Genomic DNA, 23,998 nt, shown 5'->3' with positions numbered 1-23,998 from the left:
TCGGTGCAAGCTATCCGTTTCCCCTTTGGGGGTCAAGATTGCCCCCTTCGTGAGCGGCGCTATCACATCGGGTTTATCCCGTTGCGCCAGGGGGCTTTTTGCCCGTAGCATGCAGGCCCTGTGGGAGGCTCTGCGAAGGAGTTCGGTGTGCTTGAGATCGTCCAGATTCCCGTCCTAAGGGACAATTATGTCTATATTTTGCATGACGCGGTGAGCGGCGAGACGGCGGTGGTCGACCCTGCGGTCGCCGAGCCTGTGGAAGCCGCCCTCACGGAGCGGGGCTGGGCCCTGACCCATATTTTCAATACCCATCACCACGGCGACCATACCGGCGCCAACCTCGCCCTGAAGGTGGCGCATGAGGCCCGCATCATCGGCCCGGCCGCCGAACGCGACCGCATCCCGGGGCTTGATATCGCGGTAGGGGACGGTGACATTGTCGCCCTTGGTGACCACGAAGCCCGTGTTTTTGACGTTCCGGGCCATACTTCCGGCCACATCGCCTATCATTTCGGGGATGACGACGCCCTTTTTTGCGGCGACACCCTGTTTTCGATGGGCTGCGGGCGCCTTTTCGAGGGAACGCCTGACCAGATGTGGGCTTCATTGTCGAAGTTTATAACTTTGCCCGACAAAACCCGCGTTTTCTGCGCCCATGAATATACTGAAGCCAATGGCCGCTTCGCGCTGACCATCGAGCCGAATAACGCCGCCCTCAGCCGCCGCATGGACGAGGTGAAGGCGCTGAGGGCCGAGGGGCGCGCCACCGTGCCCTCAACGATTGGTATAGAGAAAGCGACCAATCCCTTCTTGCGCGCCGCAAGCGAAGAATTGCAGGATACGGTCGGCATGATCGGCGCGCCGCTGCCCCGCATCTTCGCGGAAGTCAGGACGCGCAAGGATCACTTCTGACCGCTCGACCATAAGAATATTTGGGGGGACACCAATGACCATCGCACGCCTGCTGGCCGCCACCGCCGCCGCATGCCTCGTCGCCGCCTGTGAACCGGCTGCCGACACCAAAAAATCCGAAACGCCGGAGACTGCCGCCATGACCGAGGCCACCGATCCCTATCTGTGGCTGGAGGAAGTGGAAGGCGAAAAGGCCCTTGAATGGGTCACTGAAAAGAACGCCGCCTCCGCCAAGGTGCTGGATGCCGATCCGCGCTATCAGGGCTTCGTGGATGCCCTGAAGGCCGATTACGAATCGTCCGACAAGATCACCCCGGCGAGCCTTTCGCACGGCAAGGTCTATGAGCTGTGGCAGGATGACAAGAATGTCCGCGGCCTGTGGCGTGTGGCCGATTGGGCAAGCTACAAAAGCGGCAGCCCGGCATGGGAAACCCTTCTCGATCTCGACGCGCTGGCGGAAGCCGAGCATGAGAACTGGGTCTGGAAAGGCAAGAGCTGCTTCGGTGACCGTTGCATCCTCAACCTGTCGCGCGGCGGCAGCGACGCGACCGTGCGCCGCGAGTTCGACCTGAAGGCCAAAGCCTTTGTCGATGGTGGTTTCGCAACCCCCGAAAGCAAGGGCGGCGTAACTTGGGAAGACGCCGACACATTGCTCGTTTCCGTCGATTTCGGCGAAGGCACGCTCACGACCTCCGGCTATCCGCGCCAGGTGCGCCGCTGGAAGCGCGGCACCCCGCTCGATAGTGCTGAACTGGTGTTTGAGGGCAGCGTCGACGATGTATCGTCGCAGGCCTATTCGTCGCACCGCATGGACGGCGAGCATATCGGCATCGTCTCGGCACCCGACTTCTTTACCGAAGCCCATTGGCTGCTGGTGGACGGCAAACCGCAGGAACTGAAACTGCCCCACACGATCGAGCTGCAAGGCTATGTCGGCGATTGGGTGATCCTCACCCTGCGCGCTGACTGGGCACCTGAAGGCGCATCGGCCAAGGCCGGTGATCTGGTCGCGCTGAAGGTTTCGGATGCCCTTGGCGGCACCGCCGGCAACAGCCTCACCACCATCTTCTCGCCTTCCGAAAAGGAATCGATCAACAGCATCGCCCTTGGCCGCGACCGCATTCTTGTCTCCGCGATCGAGGATGTGAAAGCCCGGTTGAAAGTCGCGCGTCTGGAAGGGGACGGTTTCGCGCTCACGAGCGTTGACCTGCCGGATAACGCAGCGATCACCAGCCTGACGAGCGATGAAGATACCGATGCCACGCTCTTCACCGTTGAAAGCTTCCTGATGCCGACGACGCTTTATGCGCTCGACGCTGAAGGCGGTGACGCGGTGGCAACGGTGCAAAGCCTGCCAGCCCGTTTCGATGCCGCCAATCTGGTCGCCGAGCAGCATTTCGCGACCTCGAAGGATGGCACCAAGGTGCCCTACTTCCTGATCCGCCCGAAAGATGCCCCGATGGACGGCACCACGCCGACCCTGATGTTCGGCTATGGCGGGTTCGAAATTTCGATCACCCCGCAATATCTGTCCGGCGTGTCGAAACTGTGGGTCGAAAACGGTGGCGCCTTTGCCTTCGCCAATATCCGGGGCGGCGGCGAATATGGCCCGGCGTGGCACCAGGCCGCACTGAAGGAAAACCGCCAGCGCGCTTATGACGATTTCATCGCCATTTCGGAAGACATGATCGCCTCGGGCCTCACCTCCACCCCGCATCTCGGGATTCAGGGCCGCTCCAACGGCGGGCTCCTGATGGGAGCGATGCTGACCCAGCGGCCTGATCTCTTTGGCGCCATCATCTGCGGCGTGCCGCTTATTGACATGAAGCGCTACAACAAGCTTCTGGCCGGTGCTTCGTGGATGGGTGAATATGGCAACCCCGATATCCCGGAAGAGTGGGACTATATTTCCAAATATTCCCCCTACCAGCATATCGAGGCCGGCAAGCCATACCCCGAAATGTTCGTCTATACCTCGACGAAGGACGACCGCGTTCATCCAGGCCATGCCCGCAAGATGACCGCGAAGCTCGAAAGCCTCGGCTATCCGGTCCTTTATTATGAAAACATGGAAGGCGGCCATGCCGGCTCCGCGAACCTGCCGCAACTGGCGCGCCGCGAAGCCCTGCAAACCGTCTATGCCCTGCAGAAACTTAAGGACTGACCCGTGTATAAAAGCCTGATGCATACCGCCGCCATCGCCGCCCTCCTCATCGGAGGCGGCGCGCAGGCGGCAAGCGATGCCGACATCGCCAAAACCAAGGAAATCCTTGGCACTGCCGTTTCCTTCGAAACCTCGAAAGGCCTTGGCAATGTGCCGAAGCTTGCGGCCTATCTGGCCGACGAGCTGAAAAAGGGCGGCTTCACCGATGAAGACATCACGATCATCCCCATGGGCGAAACCGCCGGGATGATTGTGCGCTACAAGGGCGACGGATCGTCCGGCAAAAAGGGCATCGGTTTCGCCGCCCATATGGATGTGGTGGACGCCGACCCCAAAGACTGGGAGCGCAGCCCCTTCACGATGGTTGAGGAAGACGGCTATCTGTTCGGCCGCGGGGTGCTGGATTGCAAATTCGGCGTCTCCACCCTTGTCGCCACCTTCCTGAAACTGAAGGCCGAAGGCTTTGTGCCGACCCGCGATCTCGTGCTTGTTTTCACGGGCGACGAGGAAAGCGGCATGGAAACCACCAAGGCGCTTTCCTACGATTATCACGACAAGATCGATATCGAATATATCCTGAACTCTGACGCCGGCGGCGCCGCGCTCGCGCCCGATGGCACCCCGGTCGCCTATGCGATCCAGGCGGCGGAAAAGACCTATGCCTCGTTCGAGATGACCGTCACCAATCCCGGCGGCCACAGCTCGCGTCCCCGCAAGGACAATGCGATCTATGATCTCGCGACGGCGCTGAAAAAGATCGAGGCCTTCGAGTTTCCGGCCGAAGTGAACGAAATCACCACGCGCTATTTCGCCACGCTCGGCCCCATCGTCGGCGGTGAGGCCGGCGCGGCCATGACGGCCTTCGCGAAGAACCCGAAGGACAAAAAGGCCCTCGGCGTGCTGCGTTCAAGCCCTGAATATGTCGGCACCACCGGCACCACCTGCATCGCCACTATGCTGAAGGGCGGCCACGCTGAAAACGCCCTGCCGCAGGCGGCAACCGCCACCATCAACTGTCGCATCTTCCCCGGCACCAAGGCCGAGGAAACGCTCGCGACCCTCAAGAAGGTCGCCGGCAACGATGCGATCCAGTGGAAGCTTCTGGGGGATGGCACCGCCTCGCCCGCCTCGCCGCTGCGCGATGATGTGGTGGATGCGATCACCGCTTCGGTGCATGCGGCTTATCCCGGCCTCACGATCCTGCCGCAAATGGAATCGGGCGGCACCGACGGCAAGCACTACCGCGCTTCCGGCTGGCCGACCTATGGCGTCAGCGGCATCTATATGAAGATGTCCGATATGTTCGCCCACGGCCTGAACGAGCGGCTGCCCGCCGCCACGATCCCGCTCGCGCTTGATCACTGGCATCACCTGATGACCGATCTCGGCAGCAAGAAATAGGATAATCTCATGATTTCGACCCTTCTGAAGGCGGCCTCAGTGGCCGCCCTCCTGTCTTCCTCGGCTTTCGCTGCCGACACGGACTGGAACGAACGTTTCAAGGAAATCCTTGGAAAATCGATCACCTTCCACACCGCTGAAGGCCACGGCCAGGTCCCCGCTTATGCCGCCTACCTCGCCGACCAATTGAAGGCCGGCGGCTTTGCAGCCGAGGATATCCATATCCTGCCGCACGGTGAGACGGCGGCCCTTGTGGTGCGCTACCGGGGCGATGGCTCGGCGGGCAAGAAGCCGATCCTCCTGGCTGCCCATATGGATGTGGTTGAGGCCAAGCGCGAGGACTGGGAACGCGATCCCTTCACGATGGTGGAGGAAAACGGCTATCTCTTCGGTCGCGGCATCGTGGATAACAAGTTTGGTGTCACCTCGCTTGTCACCACCTTCCTGCGCCTGAAGGCCGAAGGCTATGTGCCGAACCGCGATCTGGTTATCGCCTTCTCAGGCGACGAGGAATCCTCGATGGTCACCACCAAAGCCATCGCCAACGAGCACCGCGACCTAACGGACGCCGAGTTCGTGCTGAATGCCGATGCCGGTGGCGGCACCATCGGCGAGGACGGCAAGGTGCTGAGCTACAGCCTGCAGGCAGCCGAGAAAACCTACGCCACCTTCCATCTGACCGTCACCGATCCGGGCGGCCACAGCTCCCGTCCTACGGGGTCGAACGCCATCTACCGGCTGGCCAAGGCCCTGACGGCGATCGAAAACTACAGTTTCCCGGTCAATACGAACGACATCACCCTTGGCTTCTTCAAGGCCCAGGGTCCGCTCACCGGCGGTGAACTGGGTGCGGCCATGACCGCCTTCGCGAAAAACCCGAAGGACAAGAAAGCCGTTGCGACCCTCCGCAAGCAGGCGAGCTATGTGGGCGTCACCGGCACCACCTGTGTCGCCACGATGCTGGAGGGCGGCCACGCTGAAAACGCCCTGCCGCAATCGGCCGTGGCCACCGTCAACTGCCGCATCTTCCCCGGCGAAGGCGTGGCGCTGACGCAGGAACGCCTCCAGAAGGCCGTGAATGACGATCATGTTGTCTTCACCCAGCGGGGTGAAAGTACCGAAAGCCCGGCCTCGCCGCTGCGGGATGATATCATGACGGCGGTTACCGATGCCGTGCATGCCAATTTCCCCGGCCTGCCGATCATTCCGGCCATGTCGCCGGGCGCCACCGATGGCATGCATTACCGCGCTGCCGGCATGCCGACCTACGGGATTGAAAGCATCTATATGAAGAACAGCGACGGTTTCTCGCATGGCCTGAACGAGCGGGTGCCGGTCGCCACAATTCCGGTGGCGCTGGACCAGATGTACCGGGTGCTGACAACGCTGACCAAGTAAGGCTTGTCGGATTAGCTTCTCTAAAGCCGTGGGGTAACGCCCACGGCTTTTTCGCGGAACCTCGCCGCCGCCGAACCGATATCCTGAGTCGCTTCATTGCGGTGATATTTCTTTTCGTTTTTCCATATTTTATAGATTTTAATTCTTTCAATTCGCAATACATCACGGTTTCGCGATAAATTTTTTCTAGCGAAGCCCCCAATATCTTCTCGTTTGCGACAAAGCAGGGCACGGCCTACATAGGGCAGTGTCGGGGCAAGTTATGCTTTCCTGAAGGCATGCAAGCCGCCCCACAAACGGAACCCGAGTGACGACAGCGCTCAAACCTGTTCAGCGAGTGACGCCGCGATGGCCCGAACGGCAAGCGGCACCGAGGAGATGAAACCATGGCCAGCATTCCGGTTTTCCTGACCGCCAGTGCCCAGCGAATCCTGATCGTCGGATCGGATGCCGCCGCCATGGCCAAGGTCGGCCTCCTGAAGGATACGGGCGCCCGCCTCACCGTGATCGCGCCGGGCGCAACCGCCGCCATCGAGGCCGCCGGCCTTGCCGGTGACGCCGTCACGGCCCACGACCGCCTTTTCGAGATCGCCGATATCGAAGGCCATACGCTTGTTTACATCAGCCCCGAAGACGACCTGACGGCCGAGCGCGCCCGCCGCGCTGCCAGTGATCGCGGCCTGCCGGTCAATGTGATCGACGTGCCCGCGAAATCGAGCTTCACGACCCCCGCCCGCTTCAGCCGCGGCAGCCTTGATGTTGCCTTCTCGTCGGGCGGCGCTGCCCCCGTTTTTGTGCGCCGCCTCCGGGCCGCGCTTGAACGCCTTCTGCCGCCGTCCCTTGGCACGCTCAGCCTTGCTGCTGGTGCTGTGCGGGCCCGCGTGAAAACCATCGTCACCGATGCCACCGCCCGCCGTCTTTTCTGGGACGATATCTATGACCGCGCCGGCGAATTTGCCGACCTCGATCAGGCCACCGTCGAACGCTGCCTGATCGATGCCGCCCACCGTGCCCGCGCGACCGAGCTTTCCAAGCCAGCCGGGGCCGGCCGCGTCCAGCTTGTGGGCGCAGGCCCCGGCGATCCGGACCTCCTGACCATCAAGGCGCACCGCGCCCTGCAACAGGCTGATGTCATCATCTATGACCGGCTCGTCTCCCGCGATGTGCTAGCCCTCGCCCGCCGTGACGCTGAACTGGTGTTCGTCGGTAAGCGCGAAGGCGACCATGGCATCGGGCAGGAAGGCATCCATGCCGCGATGATCACCCACGCCCTGAAGGGCCGCCGCGTTGTGCGCCTCAAGGGCGGCGACCCTATGGTCTTCGCCCGTGCGGGTGAAGAGCTTGAGGCCCTCCGCGCGGAAGGCATCCAGGTTGAGGTGATCCCCGGCGTGACCGCGCTTTCGGGTATCGCCGCGCGCACCCAGATCCCGCTCACCGACCGCGACTATGCGGCGTCGATCACGCTCGTCACCGGCCACCTGAAAGACGGCCAGTTCAAGGATTGGGCGCGTCTCGCCGGCGAAGGCCGCACGCTTGCCGTCTATATGGGCCTCAAGTCCGCATCCGAGATTTCGGCAGGCCTGATCGGTGAAGGTGTTTCCGCCGCCACCCCGGTTGCCGTCATCGAAAACGGCACCCGCGCCGATGAACGCCGCTTCTATGGCACGCTCGCCAATCTGGCCGAGATCGTGTCCCGCCACGGCGTCGCCAGCCCGGCGCTCCTGATCATCGGCGAGGTCGTCTACCGCGCCGCCGATCTCAACATTGCCGCGCACGGCATCGGCTATGCAGTCGACGCCGAACGCGCCACGGCCTGAGAAGGAAAAAGACCATGGCTAAAAAGCTTTCCGGTCCGCAAATGATCGTCGCCAACCGGCTAACGGATGGCCGCGCCCTGTTCCTGACAGCTGAAGGCTGGGCGGTGGAGCCGACCCATTCCATCGTCGCCCATGACGAGGACGAGGTAACGGCCCTTCTCGCTGTCGCCAACGCCGATGTGAAAGCCAATCTGGTGCTGGCGGTTGAAGTTGTCGCCGCCGACGTTGGCGAAGGCGGCGTGCGCCCCGGCCATATCAAAACGCAGATGCAAGCCAAGGGGCCGAGTGTACGCACCGACCTCGGCTATCAGGTTTCGCCTTTCTGGGAAAATTGAGATGTACGCTTACGACACTTTCGACCATGCAATGGTCAATGCCCGGGTCGAGGAATTCCGCGATCAGGTGGCACGCCGCCTTTCGGGCGAACTGACGGAAGAAGAATTCCGTCCGCTGCGCCTGATGAACGGCCTTTATCTGCAACTGCATGCCTATATGCTGCGCGTCGCGGTGCCCTATGGCACGCTGAACAGCCGCCAGATGCGCCGCCTTGCCCATATCGCGCGCAAGTATGACAAGGGCTACGGCCATTTCACCACGCGCCAGAATATCCAGTATAACTGGCCGAAGCTGGTCGACGCGCCCGATATCCTTGCCGATCTGGCCGAGGTCGAGATGCACGCCATCCAGACAAGCGGCAACTGCATCCGGAACGTGACGACCGACCAGTTCGCCGGTGCGGCGCATGACGAGGTTGCCGACCCGCGTGCGACGGCCGAAATCATCCGGCAATGGTCCACCTTCCACCCCGAATTCTCGTTCCTGCCGCGCAAGTTCAAGATCGCCATCACCGGCGCGCCGAAAGACCGCGCCGCCGTGAAGTGGCACGACATCGGCCTTGTGCTGAAAAAGAACGAAACGGGCGAGCTGGGCGTTGAAGTGCTGGTCGGCGGCGGCATGGGCCGCACGCCCGTCATCGCCAAGACAATTGCCAACTTCGTCCCCGAAAGCGAGATGCTGTCGTATCTCGAGGCCATCCTGCGCGTCTATAACGAGCAGGGCCGCCGCGACAACAAATACAAGGCCCGCATCAAGATCCTCGTCGAAGATACCGGCACCGAGGAATTCAAGCGCCTTGTCGAGGAAGAGTACGAAGCCATCCGGGCCGGCTTCATCGACGTGCCTGCCGAAGAAGTGGCCCGTATCCGCCAGTTCTTCGCGCCGCCGCCGCTGCCCGTGCTTGCCGACGAAGACGCCGGGCTTGATGCGCTCGCCGCTGCCGACTTCCGCTTCCGCGCCTGGGTGAAGAACAACACCTTCGCCCACAAGGTGCCGGGCCATGTGTCGGTGACGATCAGCCTGAAGCCGCATGGCGGTATCCCGGGCGACGCAACCGACGCCCAGATGGACCTCGTGGCGGACATTGCAGAAGAATATTCACAGGACGAAGTCCGCGTCAGCCACGAGCAGAACCTGATCCTGCCGCATGTGGCGAAGCGTGATCTTGTCGCCATCTGGCAGAAGCTGGATGCCGCTGGCCTTGGCGCCGCCAACGTCGGGCTCCTTACCGATATCATCGCCTGCCCCGGCCTTGATTATTGCAGCCTCGCCAATGCCCGCTCGATCCCCATCGCGCAGGCCATCACCAACCGTTTCGACGACCTGAAGCGGCTCGAAGATATCGGCCAGCTGAAGATCAAGATTTCGGGCTGCATCAACTCGTGCGGTCACCACCATGCAGGCCATATCGGCATTCTGGGTGTGGACCGCAAAGGCGAGGAAAATTACCAGCTGCTGCTTGGCGGCTCGGGTGAGGAAGACGCGTCGAAAGCCGCCATCCTCGGCCCCGGCTTCGACGAGCATGGCATTGTCGACGCGGTTGAAAAGGTGGTTACCGCCTATATGGGCGAGCGCAAGGAAGGCGAGACTTTCCTCGCCGCCTATCGCCGCCTCGGCCCCGATGTATTCAAGGAGGCCGTTTATGGCGCACGTTGATCTTCAAACCGGCGAAGATGTGACCGTCTGGCGCATTCTCGAGGACGGCGCCCTGCCCGACGAGGCAGGCGAGTGGCTGGTGCCGCTCGGCCGCCTGAAGGACGAGGCCGGCAGCCTGCTCGAAGAAAAGGGTGTCCGCATTGGTGCGCTCATCGAAACCGATACGCCGCACAGCGATCTTGCCGGTATCGGCAATTATGCGAGCTTCGCAGCCATCCGTTTCCCCGGCTTCGGCGACGGTCGGGGCTTCTCGCTCGCGGTGCGCCTGCGCAAGGACTATGGCTTCAACGGCGACATCCGCGCCATCGGCCATGTGATCCCGGATCAGGCCCAGTTCCTGCTGCGCGCAGGCTTCAACACCAGCGAAGTGCCGGAAGAACGCCGCGAGGCCTTTGTCCGCGCCGTCAACCGTTACAAACATGTCTATCAAAGCGACACGCAAGGCGGCATCAGCGTCCTGCGCCAGCGCCACGATCAGGCCGGGGCCCGGAGGGTATCGTGACCGCACTCGCTGCCATAGAAGCCGCACCTTTCGATGCGGATGCCGAAGCTGCCTATATGGCAGACAAGGTGAAAACCGAAGACCCGCGTGAAGTGATCCGCGCAGCGCTCGCCCGCTACGGCGACCGTTTCGCCCTCGTTTCGTCCTTCGGGGCTGAATCGGCGGTGCTCCTGCATCTGGCTGCCGAAGTCTCGAAGGACATCCCCATCCTGTTCCTCGATACCGGCAAGCTTTTCGGGGAAACCAAGCGCTACCGCGATACGCTGATTGCAAGCCTTGGCCTCACCAATGTCATCACCCTGACACCCGAAGCATCCGATCTGGCTGAACGCGACCCCAAGGGCATTCTCTGGAGCCAGAATCTCAACGGCTGCTGCTTCATCCGCAAGGTTGTGCCGCTTGAAAAAGCGCTCGAGGGCTATGACGCCTGGGCGTCGGGTCGCAAGCGCTTCCAGGGTGGCCTCCGCGCTGCTCTCCCGCATTTCGAGGCGGGCGACAACCGCGTGAAGGTCAATCCGCTCGCCTACTGGACGAAGGACGATATCGCCGCCTACATGAAGGCGCATGACCTGCCCGAGCATCCGCTCGTCGCTGAAGGCTTCCGGTCGATCGGCTGCATGCCCTGCACCGACCGCGTGGGCGAAGGCGAGGAAGACCGCGCCGGTCGCTGGCGCGGACAGGCCAAGACCGAGTGCGGCATTCACCTGAGCTTTCAGGAAAATGCAGCTCTTGCGAGCTATGATTCAAGCGGCCTCTGACCCCGAAGGGGCCGCTACATCAAGCCTTTGAGAGCACCTCATTTCCCCGCTGGACCTCGCTTCGGCAATTTCTTATGATGGCCTGGAATAAGAATATCTAATCCGAAACGACAAGCTCGCGAGAAGGCCAGCACCTTATGAAACGCTCGATGTTGCCCCTCAACGCCCTGCGTGCCTTCGATGCCGCTGCCCGTCACATGAGTTTCAAACGCGCCGCCGACGATCTGGCCGTTACCCCGGCCGCCATCAGCCAGCAGATTCGCTCGCTCGAAGATGTGCTCGGCGTTGAACTGTTTCGCCGCACCAACCGTTCGCTGGTCCTGACCGAAGCTGCGCAGCTTTCCCTGACCCCGCTCCGCGAAGCTTTCGAAAAGCTCGAGGAAGCGGTGAGCGTGCTGACAAGCTCCAAATCCTCGACCGTGATCAAGGTGGCCGTGTCGCCGTCCTTCGCCTCCAAATGGCTGGTGCCGCGACTGGCGAGCTATTATGAGCGCCGCCCCGATGCCATCGTGAAAATCTCGGCCTCGCTCGCGCTGACCGATTTCAAGGCCGAGGACGTGGATCTCGCGATCCGCTACGGCGCCGGCAAATATCCGGGGCTTGTGGCCGAGGAAGTGCTGAGGGAAACCGTGTTCCCGGTGTGCAGCCCCGATCTCCTGAATTCCGGGATCAGGCTCGATGAACCCGCAGACCTGACCGCCCAGACCCTGATCCACGATGACAGTTTCAGCGAGGACGACAGCGCCCCTTCGTGGGCCATGTGGCTGCGCGCTGCCGGCGTGGAACTGATGGACGGCATGCCTGCCCTTCACTTCAACACCCACTCGCTGGCGATTGAGGCAGCGGTTGCCGGGCGCGGCATTGCGCTCGCCCGGTCCGCCATCGCCGCCGAGGACCTGAAAGCCGGCCGACTTGTCCGCCTGTTTGGCGAGGCGGTGCCTGTGGGCTTTGCCCATTATATTGTCTATCCCGCCGACAAGGCGAAAAGTGAACGTGTCCAGGATTTCATCGACTGGCTGAAGGAAGAGACCCAGCGTCCAGATGAAGACGGCAATTACGCGGCGTAACCTACCCTCCCGCCCTTTGACGACGGTTCCGAAATCGTTCCTCGGCAGCCTGCTGTTTTGCCTTTCCCTGCTGGCCTCGCCGGTGAGCGCGGCAGAAGAGGAAAAGCCCTGCTTCCGCATCGCCATTCCCGCGGAAGCCCATGTCGAAGCCCGCACCGTGAGGCGACTGGTGAGCGAGCTCTATGCCGAGGCCGGCCTTTGTGTCACCCTGATCGACGCACCCCTGCCGCGCAGCGAAATCGGCCTGGTCACCGGCGCATTCGACGGCGAGGCACTGCGTTTCTCGGGCTATGCCATCGGTCACCCCAAGATAGTGGCGGTTTCGACGCCGCTCCTCAACGTTGAGATCTATTGGGCCGCACTGAACGCCGATTCGGTGCCCCGGACTGCCAATCTCGAAGCCCTGATCGCCGACAAGCGGGTCGCCATCCCGAGCCAGATAATCGCCTTCCAGAATATCGCCCGGCAATTCCGGCTGAAGCCCGTCACCTACGAAAAGCCCCGCCAGCTACTGCCGCTGCTTGAAAGCCACCGCGTACAATATGCCCTGCTGTTCACAGGCGCGTTCGAGGCCCTGACAAACCACGATCTCGCCCGGTTGGATATCCGCACGTTCCGCTCTCTACCCTTCCAGCATGTGATAAGCCGCGATATGGAATGGGCCTTGCCGCAACTGGAGGCAGCGGCCAAGCGCCTGCATGAGGCAGGCCGCCTGCGTCGCCTTCCCGAAGATGCCACGCCTTGAGCAAAGCTTCCGGCTTTGAAAACTGCCCGCTTTGCGGTCGGCCTTTCGGTGAAAAGGTGGAATGGCATCATCTGGTGCCAAAATCAAAAGGCGGGCGCGACATGGTGCCTTTGCACCCGATCTGCCATCGCAAAATACACACAATTTTCAGCGACACAGAGCTCGCCCGGCGTCTTTCTTCCATCGAGGCCTTGTCAGCCGAGCCGGATATCATAGACTTTGTTTCGTGGGTCGGCACAAAGCCACCCGACTTTTACCGGCGGACCGAGCCCCGAAAGGGGCGCCGCTGAAACTGCAACCATCAGGGGATTTCCATGACGCCGCCACCGATCGATCTCGACACCTGGGCCGAAGGGGGCGAGCGGTTCAAATGGCGCAGCCACCGGATCTTCTACCGGGTGAGCGGCACCGGCCCCGCACTTCTGCTCCTGCACGGCTTCCCGACCTCTGGTCACGACTGGGCCTGGGTCGCGTCCGCGCTTGAAAGGCATTTCACCCTGATCATCCCCGACATGCCGGATTGCGGTTTCAGCGAAAACCCGCGCGGCAGTGCGGCGAGCGTGCGGCAAACGGCGGAGGCGATGGATGCCCTTCTCCAGTCGCTTGGCCACACCAGCTATCACGCCCTTGGCCATGATGTGGGTGCCACCATCCTTCAGGACCTGATCGCCCGGCAGCTGGAGCGCACCGCCACCTGCAAACTCTTGTCGGCCTGTTTCCTGAACGGCGGCCTGATCCCGGCATTGCACCGGCCGGTCGAAGCGCAGATCAAGCTCGCCTCGTGGCTCGGCCCCATCTATGCCCGCATGGTGGCGAAGGAGAAGTTCCTTGAGGCCTTCGCCAATGTCTTTGGCGCAGAGACCCGCCCCACGGAAGAAGAGCTGAATATTTTCTGGAAAAGCATGATGGGCCGCAACGGACGCGGCGCCATCGCGCGGCGCATCCGCTATATTGCCGAGCGGCGCGAACAGGCAACCCGCTGGGTCGGCGCCCTGAAAGGCACCACGGTGCCGATGGCCGCCATCTGGGGGCTTGATGACCCCGTATCGGGCCGCCACATGATCGAAGGGCTGGAACGCATCCTCGTCAAGCTCCGGGTCACCAAGCTTTCAGGCATCGGCCATTATCCGCAAGTGGAAGCGCCGGACGCGGTGGTCCGGCACTTCCTGGCGTTTCACAAGATCGAAGCCTGATCCCGTCAGGCTTCCTGCGGTTTGTGGAGAAGTGCCAGCACCACGCCGACAAGTGCAAAGATCACCACATCGGTAATCAGCTGGGTGACCATATATTCGGTCGGCCATTTGAAGGACATATACATCACGAAGCTGCTTGCGGCGACATAGATGCCGAACATGCCCCCGAAGACAGCCCCCTTCATCAGGTCCTTCGTGCCGAAGCCTTTTTCAAAGAACCAGACAAGCACGATGGTCTGCACCATATGGCCGAGATAAGCCCACATCATCATCGGGTCGTCCTGCGGGCGCATCAGATCGGCAAAAGCGATCATCGCACCCGGAAAGACGAAAGTCATCGCCACGGTAAAGAGCACCGCGAAGGCGACATAGGCAGCTATTGTTGACAGGATAAAACGTCCGATATTCATTCAGTCCCTCCCCCTCTTGAAAGACCGGGTTGATATAACGTCTGTCGTAACCCCTTACTCGCCAGCCTCTTTTCTTAAATCCACAACCATATGCGGATAGGGGAAGCTGATCCCTTCCGCGTGGAACTTGTCCCAGATGCGCATCATCACCGCGCTCGAGATATTGGCGACACCGTTTTGCGGGTCATTGATCCAGAAGCGCAGCTCCAGATCCACCCCGCTTTCACCGAACCCGCGCAGCAGCGTGCGGGGTTCAGGCACCTTCAGCACGCGGTCTTCTTCCATCGCGGCCGCCGCCATCAGGCTCATGGCGAGCGGCAGGTCGGATTCGTAAGACACCTGCAAGGGTACCCGGCGCCGTACCAGAAGGTCGCTGTGTGACCAGTTGACCACCGGCTGGGTGATCATGTCCTCGTTCGGGATCAGATATTCAGTGCCGTCCCGGGTGATGACCGATGTGTAGCGTGCCGCCAGCTTGTTGATGATGCCGTAGGTGCCAGAGACCTCGATCACGTCACCCGGCTTGATCGACCGGTCCATCAATAGAATGAGCCCGGAAATGAAGTTCCCGACCACTTTCTGCAAGCCGAAACCGATACCGACCGACAGCGCACCGCCGAGAACCGCAAGGGCCGTCAGGTTGATGCCGCTGGCATTCAGCGAGGTCAGGACCGCGATGGTCAAGAGCACGATCCGGCTTGTCTTGCTCATCAGCACCCGCGCGCTTGGCGGGACGCCGTGGATTGCCTGGATACGGCCATCGATCAGGCGAGACAGCACCAGCGCACCCCAGATAAGGAGCGCGAAGGTGGTGATGCCGGTGATGATATCAAGAAGGCTGATCCCGCCGTCGCCCAAAGGGATGACCGCCGTATCAAGGACCGTCGCAATGGGGGTCAGGAGCCCGACGATATTCAGCGCCGCCACCGTCCAGGCAAGGAAGGCGACAAGCCGGGCAATCTCGCGGCTGCGGATCACGCTGACCGCAATGCGGATCACCACCCATGCCGCAATCAGGCTGGCAGAGAGATCAAGCACATAGGTATGTTTGATAAGCTGCCCGAGCAGCAGCTGCGCCGTCCAGATCAGCAACAGCGTCAGCGCCATCGGCGCCACGGAGCCAAGCTGCAGATGGCTCAGTTTCTGGACAAAGGCATGGTCCCCGAAGGCCTTCATCACCGCATTGCGGGCGAGCCGCCACAGGACAAAGGCAAGGAGCACAGCGGCAACCACAGCTGCCGCCTCGATGATCCGGTCCAGCTTGAAGACGCTTTCCCGGGCGAAGGCCCATGCCTGATCGATCAGGCCGGCCAGGTCATCGCCCAAAGCATCGATTCCCCCGGAATCTTCTGGCGTTTCCCCTTGCATGACAGGAGTTTAGCGCCGCGCCTTGAAAAAGTCTTTCAGAATTTTGGCCGCCCGTGCCTCGCCGATGCCGTCATAGACCTCGGGCCTGTGGTGCGTGGTCGGCTGGTTATAGATGCGCGCCCCGTGCGCCACACCGCCACCCTTGGGGTCGGATGCGCCATAATAAACCCGCCGGATGCGGGCGAATGCGATGGCCTGCGCGCACATGGCGCAGGGCTCCAGCGTCACATAAAGGTCGCAGCCCTCCAGCCGCTCGCTGCCAAGCGCTGCCGACGCCTCGCGGATCGCCAGCATCTCGGCGTGGGCGGTCGGGTCATGGTCGGTGACGACCCGGTTATGGGCGCGCGCAATCACCTGCCCGTCGGGGCCGGTGACAACGGCCCCGACCGGCACCTCGCCAGCTTCCGCTGCCGCTTCGGCAAGCGCCAGCGCGGCGTCCATATGGGGTGATGCAAAGCTCATGGCCGGGAAGGTGCGGGCAACGTCCCGTGGCGTCAAGCAGATTAAGTTGCGACAATACCGGCAAAAGCATATGGTGCGCGCCATGAACGACAGGGACGACATCTCGCCGGAAGACGGCACCGAAGACGCAGGCGGCGAACGCATTGCCAAGGCACTGGCACGCGCCGGTGTCGGCTCGCGCCGCGATATCGAACGCATGATCGGCGAAGGCCGCATCGCGCTGAATGGCCAGACGCTGAAAAGCCCCGCCCTCAATGTGATGAGCCTCGAAGGCGTCACGGTGGACGGCGAAAAGGTCGGCGAGGTGCGCGAAACCCGCCTCTGGCGCTATAACAAGCGCAAGGGCACGCTGACGACCCACAAGGACCCGGAAGGCCGCCGCACGGTGTTTGACCAACTGCCCAAGCATATGGGCCGGGTCATCTCCATCGGCCGGCTGGATATGAATACCGAGGGCCTCCTTCTTCTCACCAACGACGGCGAACTCGCCCGCTGGCTGGAACTGCCTGCCAATGCCATCGTGCGGCGCTACCGCGTGCGCGCCCATGGCCGGGTGGACGAAAAGGCGCTGGCCAAACTTGCTGACGGTGTCACCATCGATGGCATCCATTACGGCGCCATCGACGCCAAGCTGGAAAAAAGCCAGGGTGCCAATTCGTGGCTGACCGTTGCGATCAGCGAAGGCAAGAACCGCGAAGTGCGCCGGGTGATGGAGCATCTGGGCCTTGCGGTGAACCGGCTGATCCGCACCCACTATGGCCCCTTCACGCTCGGCACCCTGCCGGACGGTGCGGTGGCGCAGGTGACGGACGCCCAGCTCCATGACGTGCTGTCCGATTTCTTCAAAACGGAAACCCGCAGCGTGGTCGCCCCGCGCAAGCCGCGCGACCCTTCGAAATGGGCGAAAGCCAAGCCGAAGCCGGTGAAGCCGGGTGCGAAGAAATGGGCGAAAAATCGGGCGCGTGACCGCGACGAGACCGAGCGTCCGAACCGCGGCAAGGGCAAGCCCGGCGTGCCGAAGTCGGCCACCAAGCCGGCACCCGCCCGAGGTGCGCCCAAACGCGACGGCCAGAAGCCTGCATCCGCGCGTAGCACCGGCCCCAAGGCTGGCCCCGCCAAAACAGGCCCGCGGCCTGACCGGAAGCCCAAGCCGTGACCCGCATCATCGCCGGGCGTTTCCGCGGTCGCACGCTTGAAGTGCCCGAGGGCAAGGACGTGCGCCCGACGACCGACCGGATGCGCGAGCGCGTCTTTTCAATGCTGCAACACAGCCGCTATCCCGACATGCTGGAGGCCCGCGTGCTGGACCTTTACGCCGGCACCGGGGCGCTGGGGCTTGAAGCCCTGTCGCGGGGGGCCGCCCACACCACCTTCGTTGAAAAAGCCCCAACGGCGCTTGGCTTCCTCGCCCGCAATATCCGCGCGGTGAAGGCCGACGACATGACCGCCATCATTCGCGGCAGTGCCACCGCCCTGCCGCCCGCTGGCGCCGCGTGCGACATCATCTTCATGGACCCGCCCTACCGCGAAGGCCTCGTCCGCCCCACGCTTGATGCCATCCTCAAAGGTGGCTGGCTGGCGGAGAAAGGCGTGATCGTGATCGAGCAAGCGACCGACGACCCGATGGACCTGCCGGACACGCTGACGCTGATCGACGACCGATCCCAAGGCCAGCAGCGCACGCTTTTCGTAATGCGCGCCTAGCGCCGCCCGAACAGCTTCTCGATATCGGAAAGTTTGAGTTCCACATAGGTGGGGCGGCCATGGTTACACTGGCCGGAATGCGGGGTGGCTTCCATCTGGCGGAGGAGCGCGTTCATTTCTTCGACGCTCAGGCGACGGCCGGCGCGCACGCTGCCGTGGCAGGCCATGGTGCCGCACACTTCACCAAGCTTTTCTTTCAGCGATAGGGCTTCGTCCATCTCGGTCAGCTCATCGGCGAGGTCGCGGATCAGGCCTTTCACGTCCATCTTGCCGAGCATCGCAGGCACTTCGCGCACCACGATGGCACCCTCGCCGAAGGGTTCGATCACGAGGCCCATTTCCTCAAGCTCAGCCGCCCGCGCCACAAGCCGCGCCGCCGGGCCTTCTTCAAGCTCCACGACCTCCGGCAGCAGCAGCGCCTGCCGGGCCACGCCGGTCGCCGCCATTGCTTCCTTCATGCGCTCATACACCAGCCGCTCATGCGCGGCATGCTGGTCGACGATCACGATGCCGTCTGCCGTTTGCGCGACGATATAGGTGCCATGCACCTGCCCGCGCGCCACACCGAGCGGATAATCAGGTGCCGGTGCCTCGGCCTGCATCGGCGCGCCTGCTGGCACCTCGGGCGCACTTGGCCGCATTACCGGGTCGCTCGCCTTGAAACTGAACTGGGCGGCGGGCTCATTCAGCGCGAAGCGCGGCGCCTGCGCGTCGAAGGCGGCGGCAAAACCCGATGGCAGCGAAGGCCGCTCCGCCGCCCGCCCCCACGGCAGGGCATCAACGGGCCGCAGCGAGCCAAGCGCTTGGCCCGCAACGGTCGTGGAGGCCCGGTGGCCGGCATCTGCCAGCGCATGACGAAGGGCCGAGACGATCAGCCCGCGCACCAGTCCGGCATCGCGGAAACGCACCTCGGCTTTCGCGGGGTGCACGTTCACATCGACAAATTCGGTCGGCACATCCAGAAACAGCGCCAGCACCGGGTGCCGGTCCCGCGCCAGATAATCCTGATAGGCGCCGCGCACCGCACCCGTCAGCAGCTTGTCCTTCACCGGTCGGCCATTGACGAACAGATACTGGTGCGTCGCCTGCCCGCGCGAATAGGTGGGGAGGCCCGCATAACCGGTCAGGCGCAGCCCTTCGCGCTCGGCATCGATCTCGATGGCGTTTTCCTGAAACTCGCGCCCGAGAATGGCACCCAGCCGTTCGAGCCGTGCGTCGCCCGCAAGCGCGCCGATCGAAGGTGCCCGGAAGGCCACCCGGTCACCGTCCGACAGGCTGAAGGCGACCTCGGGGTGCGCCATCGCCAGCCGCTTGATGATATCGACCGCCGCCTGAAATTCGCTGCGGTCGGTTTTCAGAAACTTGAGCCGCGCCGGGGTGGCGAAAAACAGGTCCCGCACCTCGATCCGTGTGCCAGCGGACAGGGCCGCGGGCGACACCTGCCCCTTGCGACCGCCTTCCACCAGCACCTTCCATGCCTCCGCCGCCCCTTGGGCACGGGACGACAGGGTAAGCCGCGCCACCGCGCCGATAGAGGCCAGCGCCTCGCCCCGGAAACCGAGGCTCATGATATGGACAAGGTCATCGTCCTTGAGCTTCGAAGTCGCGTGCCGCTCCACCGCCAGCGCCAGTTCACCGGCGTCCATGCCGATGCCATTGTCGCTGATATCGATGAGGCTGCGGCCGCCTTCATGAAGCACCACATCCACCCGCGTGGCGCCGGCGTCGATGCTGTTTTCAACCAGTTCCTTCACGGCACTCGCCGGGCGTTCGATCACCTCGCCCGCGGCGATCCGGTTGATCGTGCGTTCGGAAAGGAGGCGGATGATCCCTGCCTTCTCGGGCAGGCTGGTGCGGGATGTGTCAGGCATGGCGCGACCCTAGCAAGCCGCAGCGGGCTCGGCAAAGCGAAAGAATGTGAGGCATGAAAAAGGGCCGCCCCATCGGGCAGCCCTTGTTTCGGAAACATTGGTGCTTGGGGCTCAGTTGCCCTGCACGCGCTCCACGGTCACATTGTCCGGGCGGTAGGTGCGGTCGTCGGCGTCCAGAAGATCGGCAAGCAGCAGGCGCTTCTTCACCACGTCCAGATCCTTCTGGGCCACGTTCGAGCGGATATCCGGGTCACCGCCATCGATACGGCGCAGGAGCGTCAGCTCGCCGCCCGATTTCGGCGGTTGCGGCGTCAGGGTCGCACCGGGGAAAAGCGCTTCATAGGCCTGGCGGCCCGGATCGATTTCCTGGGCGCGCGGCTCGCCGGGACGCGGCGGGCGCAGATCGGATTCAGGCGGAATCACGAGCGGGGCGCGATCCACAACCTCGAACTCATCCGGGGAAAGCTTGCCGTCGCCGCCAAAGATGCCGCACCCGGCGAGGGTCGCACCACAGAAGGCAATCGCGACGATGGAACCGAATTTCATGTATCTATCTCCCTCGGACGTCCCGTGATCGGGCGTCACGTTCCTTTTACTGAGGACCCGCAGGTTTCCCGTTCGCTTTTGTAGGCGCTTCGGGCGAGCTCCGCAAGCCGTCGTAGATCATGAAGATCACCCCGAAGGTAATGGCGGCATCGGCAACATTGAAGACATAAAAGCTGTAATCTTCGACATGCAGGTGCACAAAATCGACAACCGCGCCATGAATGAAGCGGTCGAGAAGGTTGCTGATGGCGCCGCCGATCACAAGCGACAGGCCGACGACTTCAAGGATTCGCTCGGTTTTCGTCAGCCACCGCAAAAGGATCGCGGTGATGATGAGCGTCAGGATGATGAGCCCGCTTTTGCCGACCCATTCATCAAGCCCGATGCCGAGCGAGATGCCCTTGTTCCAGATCATGGTGAAGGACAGGAACGAGGTGACCTCGACACTGCCTTTCGCGGGCAGGTCCAGCCCCTGCAGGATCCAGATTTTCACCAGCTGGTCGATGACGAGCACGGCAAGGGCACCAAAGATGGCACGGCTGAAATAGACGGTCGATTTCATGCGGCGGTGTTCCTTGCATCATGGGCGGCCACGGCCTCATCGCAGCGGTGGCAAAGATCGCCCTCTTCCGCGACTTCCGGCTTCACGCTCCAGCAGCGTCCGCATTTCTCGCCGCCGGCGAGCCCGGTGACAACCGCGATGTCGGTCACGTCCTCAAGCTTGAAGGCACCAGCAGGCGCGTCGGCGAGCTTCAGGTCGGCTGCCGAGGTGATGGTGATCTCGGCTAGATCAAGCCCCTTGAGCGCGTCCACATAGGCCGCATCCGACACATAGGCGGTGGCCGATGCCTGCAGGCTCGATCCGATCCGTTTCTCGCGGCGGTCAACCTCGAGCGCGCCGTTGATGACCCGGCGCAGGCGGCGCACCTTCGTCCATTTCTGGGCCAAAGCCTCGTCGGCCCAGCCAGTCGGGGTTGCCGGCCACAGCTGGCGGTGCACGCTCGGTGCAGCCGTGCCGAAGCGCGACAGCCACACTTCCTCAGCCGTGAAGGAGAGGATCGGTGCGAACCAGGTGACAAGCCGCATGAAGACTTCATCCAGCACGGTGCGGGCCGCCCGGCGGCGCGTGCTCGCCGGATCGTCGCAGTAGAGGCAGTCCTTGCGGATGTCAAAATAGAAGGCCGACAGATCGACAATACAGAACTGATAAAGCGCGGTGAAAGCCGGCGTGAATTCATACACAGCCGATTTCGAGCGGATGAGCGTATCGAGCTCCGCCACGCGGTGCAGGATGAAACGCTCAAGCTCCGGCATCTCGGCATGCGGCAGACGTTCCTCTTCGGTGAAACCGGCGAGGTTGCCGAGAAGGTACCGAAGCGTGTTGCGGATCTTGCGGTAAGCGTCCACCTGACCCTGGATGATTTGGTCGCCGATCCGCACGTCTTCCTGATAGTCAACGGACACCGCCCAAAGGCGCAGGATATCGGCGCCGTACTGGTCGATGATCGTTTGCGGCGCCACGGTATTGCCGAGCGACTTCGACATTTTCCGGCCTTCGCCGTCCATCGTGAAGCCGTGGGTCAGCACGCCCTTGTAAGGCGCCGTGCCGCGCGTGCCGCAGGATTCGAGAAGGCTCGACTGGAACCAGCCGCGATGCTGGTCCGACCCTTCGAAATAAAGGTCAGCCGGCCACGCGAGATCGTCGCGGCCTTCAAGCGTGAAGGCGTGCGTGCAGCCGCTGTCGAACCAGACGTCGAGAATGTCGAAGACCTGATCGAAATCAGCGGCGTTATAATCGTTGCCGAGGAAGTCCTGCGCGGGGACAGCCACCCACGCGTCGGCACCGCCGCCCTTCACGGCTTCGATGATGCGGGCGTTGACGGCCTCATCCTTCAGGATTTCACCGGTTGCCTTGTGGACGAAGATGGTGATCGGCACACCCCAGGCGCGCTGGCGGCTGATCACCCAGTCCGGGCGGTCGGCGACCATGGCCTCGATACGGTTCTTGGCGATGGCCGGATACCAGCTCACATCCTCGCGGATGGCTTTCAGCGCTTTGTCACGCAGGCCGGTTTTCTCCATCGAGATGAACCATTGCGGCGTATTGCGGAAGATGAGCGGCGCCTTGGAGCGCCACGAGTGCGGGTAGGAGTGCGACAGCACACCCTTCGCCATCAGCGCGCCGGCCTCGGTCAGCAGTTCGCAAACGCGGTCCGCGACCTTGTAAACATGCTCACCCGCCAGCATCGGCACATGCTCATAGTAGCGACCGTCGGCATCCACCGTGTGCGGCACCGGGATGCCGAACTTGACGTGCGCGACCAGATAGTCGTCGTCACCGTGGCCGGGGGCAGTGTGCACGAAGCCCGTACCGGCCTCGGTCGTCACATGGTCGCCGGGCAGGAGGGGCACGTCGAAATCATAGCCCTTGCCACGCCACGGGTGCGCCAGCATGCCGCCAGCCAGCGCCTCGCCCTTGAAGCGGGCGATGACGAGATAGTCCTCAAGATGGGCGCGCTTGACGAATTCGACCATCAGCGCCTCGGCCACGATCAGGCGGTCGCCTTCCTTGGCAAGGGTCGCTTCGCCCGCCTTCGTCACTTCGATCACGGCATAGTCGATCTCGGGACCGAAGCAGACAGCGCGGTTGCCGGGCATCGTCCACGGGGTCGTCGTCCAGATCACCACCCGCGCGCCTTCAACGTCAGCGCTCGGTGCCTTCACGAAGGGGAAGGCCACATCGATCTGGGTCGAGGTATGGTCGTGATATTCAACCTCGGCTTCAGCGAGCGCCGTCTTCTCGATCGGCGACCACATCACAGGCTTGGAGCCCTGATAAAGCGCACCCGACATCGAGAACTTCAGGAGTTCCTCGACGATCTTGGCTTCCGCGCCGAAATCCATGGTGAGGTAGGGATTGTCCCAGTCGCCGAACACGCCAAGGCGCTTGAATTCCTCGCGCTGGACATCGATCCAGCCCGCTGCAAATTCGCGGCATTCGCGGCGGAACTCAACGGGGTCAACCGCGTCCTTGTCCATCTTCTTCTTGCGGTATTTTTCCTCGATCTTCCATTCGATCGGCAGGCCGTGGCAGTCCCAGCCCGGCACATAGGGCGCATCCTTGCCCTGCATCTGCTGCGACTTGACGATCACATCCTTAAGGATCTTGTTCATCGCATGGCCGATATGGATGTTGCCGTTGGCGTACGGGGGGCCATCGTGCAGCACAAACTTGGTTTTGCCTTTGGCATCCTTGCGGAGCTGGCCGTAGATATCCTCGGCGGTCCATTTGGCCAGGAATTCCGGCTCGCGCTGCGGCAGGCCCGCGCGCATCGGGAAGTCGGTGGTCGGCAAGAAGACGGTGTCCTTGAAGTCGCGTTTGGTGTCGGCGGACATGGTCTCGATATTCCTCTGGGTCACAGGGCGCGCCGGCCAACGGCCACGCAGCCCGAAAGTCACTGGTTTCGGTGAAAAAGCATATTACCCGGCCGCCCTCAACGGAGCGCCGGGCCAATAATTCGCGTCGCGGCACGGACTGCGGCGTCCGGGCGGCTGCACCATCTGGCAGGGCCGGTCAACATGGCGGCTTTTGTAACAGTGCGCGCGCGGGGTGTCGAGCGGAAAGGACGCCGCAAAGCAAGGGGCTGGCGGGCCTGTTTCAGCCTCCCGCGGCGCCTTCAAAATGCCA

22 protein-coding genes are annotated in these 23,998 nt (G+C 62.7%); 15 read left to right on the top strand and 7 right to left on the bottom strand.

Going from position 1 to position 23,998, the window contains the following annotated elements:
* Window positions 1–147 precede the first annotated feature (147 nt).
* From gloB to PH603_RS04495, 13 genes are all read left to right on the top strand, one after another.
* Entirely contained in the window at window positions 148–912 is a 765-nt protein-coding gene (gloB, locus tag PH603_RS04550; protein ID WP_289504780.1) for a hydroxyacylglutathione hydrolase, read from the top strand.
* A gap of 34 nt (window positions 913–946) precedes the next feature.
* Window positions 947–3,076, top strand: coding sequence for a prolyl oligopeptidase family serine peptidase (locus PH603_RS04545; protein WP_289504779.1), 2,130 nt, complete (start codon window positions 947–949; stop codon window positions 3,074–3,076).
* Between the two features lie 3 nt (window positions 3,077–3,079).
* Window positions 3,080–4,477, top strand: a complete 1,398-nt coding sequence (locus tag PH603_RS04540) for a M20/M25/M40 family metallo-hydrolase (protein ID WP_289504778.1) — start codon at window positions 3,080–3,082, stop codon at window positions 4,475–4,477.
* A 9-nt stretch (window positions 4,478–4,486) separates the two neighbouring features.
* Window positions 4,487–5,875, top strand: coding sequence for a M20/M25/M40 family metallo-hydrolase (locus PH603_RS04535; protein WP_289504777.1), 1,389 nt, complete (start codon window positions 4,487–4,489; stop codon window positions 5,873–5,875).
* Window positions 5,876–6,261: 386 nt separating this feature from the next.
* Complete coding sequence (gene cysG, locus PH603_RS04530) at window positions 6,262–7,692, top strand: siroheme synthase CysG (RefSeq protein ID WP_289504776.1); 1,431 nt, start codon at window positions 6,262–6,264, stop codon at window positions 7,690–7,692.
* A 14-nt stretch (window positions 7,693–7,706) separates the two neighbouring features.
* Window positions 7,707–8,027, top strand: a complete 321-nt coding sequence (locus PH603_RS04525; protein ID WP_289504775.1) for a DUF2849 domain-containing protein — start codon at window positions 7,707–7,709, stop codon at window positions 8,025–8,027.
* Between the two features lies 1 nt (window position 8,028).
* A complete protein-coding gene (locus tag PH603_RS04520; protein ID WP_289504774.1) occupies window positions 8,029–9,684 on the top strand; it encodes a nitrite/sulfite reductase in 1,656 nt (551 codons plus the stop codon).
* Window positions 9,671–10,186 (top strand): DUF934 domain-containing protein, encoded by a 516-nt coding sequence (locus PH603_RS04515; RefSeq protein WP_289504773.1) that lies wholly within the window; start codon window positions 9,671–9,673, stop codon window positions 10,184–10,186. Before PH603_RS04520 ends, PH603_RS04515 begins: the two co-directional genes overlap by 14 nt.
* Window positions 10,183–10,944 (top strand): phosphoadenylyl-sulfate reductase, encoded by a 762-nt coding sequence (locus PH603_RS04510; protein WP_289504772.1) that lies wholly within the window; start codon window positions 10,183–10,185, stop codon window positions 10,942–10,944. Before PH603_RS04515 ends, PH603_RS04510 begins: the two co-directional genes overlap by 4 nt.
* A gap of 137 nt (window positions 10,945–11,081) precedes the next feature.
* Window positions 11,082–12,011 carry a transcriptional regulator GcvA gene (gcvA, locus tag PH603_RS04505; RefSeq protein ID WP_289504771.1) on the top strand — a complete coding sequence of 310 codons (930 nt, stop codon included), beginning with the start codon at window positions 11,082–11,084 and terminating at the stop codon, window positions 12,009–12,011.
* A complete protein-coding gene (locus PH603_RS04500; RefSeq protein WP_289504770.1) occupies window positions 11,986–12,756 on the top strand; it encodes a hypothetical protein in 771 nt (256 codons plus the stop codon). The genes gcvA and PH603_RS04500 overlap by 26 nt, the downstream gene beginning before the upstream one ends.
* Window positions 12,753–13,046 (top strand): HNH endonuclease, encoded by a 294-nt coding sequence (locus tag PH603_RS16505; RefSeq protein ID WP_434783317.1) that lies wholly within the window; start codon window positions 12,753–12,755, stop codon window positions 13,044–13,046. Before PH603_RS04500 ends, PH603_RS16505 begins: the two co-directional genes overlap by 4 nt.
* Window positions 13,047–13,070: 24 nt before the next feature.
* Window positions 13,071–13,949: an alpha/beta fold hydrolase gene (locus PH603_RS04495; RefSeq protein WP_289504768.1), complete on the top strand. Its 879-nt coding sequence runs from the start codon at window positions 13,071–13,073 to the stop codon at window positions 13,947–13,949.
* A gap of 5 nt (window positions 13,950–13,954) precedes the next feature.
* Here the strand turns inward: PH603_RS04495 and PH603_RS04490 are convergent, their stop codons facing one another.
* From PH603_RS04490 to PH603_RS04480, 3 genes are read right to left on the bottom strand one after another with little or no spacing between them, the layout of a single operon-like run.
* Window positions 13,955–14,359, bottom strand: a complete 405-nt coding sequence (locus PH603_RS04490; RefSeq protein ID WP_289504767.1) for a hypothetical protein — start codon at window positions 14,357–14,359, stop codon at window positions 13,955–13,957.
* Between the two features lie 54 nt (window positions 14,360–14,413).
* The gene (locus PH603_RS04485) at window positions 14,414–15,685 is read right to left on the bottom strand and encodes a mechanosensitive ion channel family protein (RefSeq protein WP_289504766.1); all 1,272 of its coding nucleotides are present in this window, start codon (window positions 15,683–15,685) and stop codon (window positions 14,414–14,416) included.
* A 51-nt stretch (window positions 15,686–15,736) separates the two neighbouring features.
* Window positions 15,737–16,189, bottom strand: a complete 453-nt coding sequence (locus PH603_RS04480) for a nucleoside deaminase (protein ID WP_353507381.1) — start codon at window positions 16,187–16,189, stop codon at window positions 15,737–15,739.
* Between the two features lie 82 nt (window positions 16,190–16,271).
* On the opposite strand from PH603_RS04480, the gene PH603_RS04475 reads away from it, so the two are divergent.
* Both PH603_RS04475 and rsmD read left to right on the top strand, forming a co-directional pair.
* Window positions 16,272–17,345: a pseudouridine synthase gene (locus PH603_RS04475; RefSeq protein ID WP_289504764.1), complete on the top strand. Its 1,074-nt coding sequence runs from the start codon at window positions 16,272–16,274 to the stop codon at window positions 17,343–17,345.
* Window positions 17,342–17,893 (top strand): 16S rRNA (guanine(966)-N(2))-methyltransferase RsmD, encoded by a 552-nt coding sequence (gene rsmD, locus PH603_RS04470; protein WP_289504761.1) that lies wholly within the window; start codon window positions 17,342–17,344, stop codon window positions 17,891–17,893. The genes PH603_RS04475 and rsmD overlap by 4 nt, the downstream gene beginning before the upstream one ends.
* Here rsmD and mutL read toward each other — a convergent pair.
* The 4 genes from mutL to ileS all read right to left on the bottom strand — a co-directional run bounded on the left by mutL (window position 17,890) and on the right by ileS (window position 23,706).
* A complete protein-coding gene (mutL, locus tag PH603_RS04465) occupies window positions 17,890–19,764 on the bottom strand; it encodes a DNA mismatch repair endonuclease MutL (protein ID WP_289504759.1) in 1,875 nt (624 codons plus the stop codon). The genes rsmD and mutL overlap by 4 nt on opposite strands.
* A 111-nt stretch (window positions 19,765–19,875) precedes the next feature.
* Window positions 19,876–20,310 (bottom strand): DUF3035 domain-containing protein, encoded by a 435-nt coding sequence (locus tag PH603_RS04460; protein ID WP_289504758.1) that lies wholly within the window; start codon window positions 20,308–20,310, stop codon window positions 19,876–19,878.
* Between the two features lie 46 nt (window positions 20,311–20,356).
* Window positions 20,357–20,872, bottom strand: a complete 516-nt coding sequence (gene lspA, locus PH603_RS04455) for a signal peptidase II (protein WP_289504757.1) — start codon at window positions 20,870–20,872, stop codon at window positions 20,357–20,359.
* Window positions 20,869–23,706: an isoleucine--tRNA ligase gene (gene ileS, locus PH603_RS04450; protein ID WP_289504756.1), complete on the bottom strand. Its 2,838-nt coding sequence runs from the start codon at window positions 23,704–23,706 to the stop codon at window positions 20,869–20,871. Before ileS ends, lspA begins: the two co-directional genes overlap by 4 nt.
* Window positions 23,707–23,998: the final 292 nt, after the last annotated feature.

It is taken from the genome of Gimibacter soli (genome assembly GCF_028463845.1).
Classification (GTDB): Bacteria; Pseudomonadota; Alphaproteobacteria; order Sphingomonadales; family Kordiimonadaceae; genus Gimibacter; species Gimibacter soli.
The sequence above is the reverse complement of the archived record's forward strand: the minus strand, read 5'-3'. Positions and strand labels throughout refer to the sequence as shown.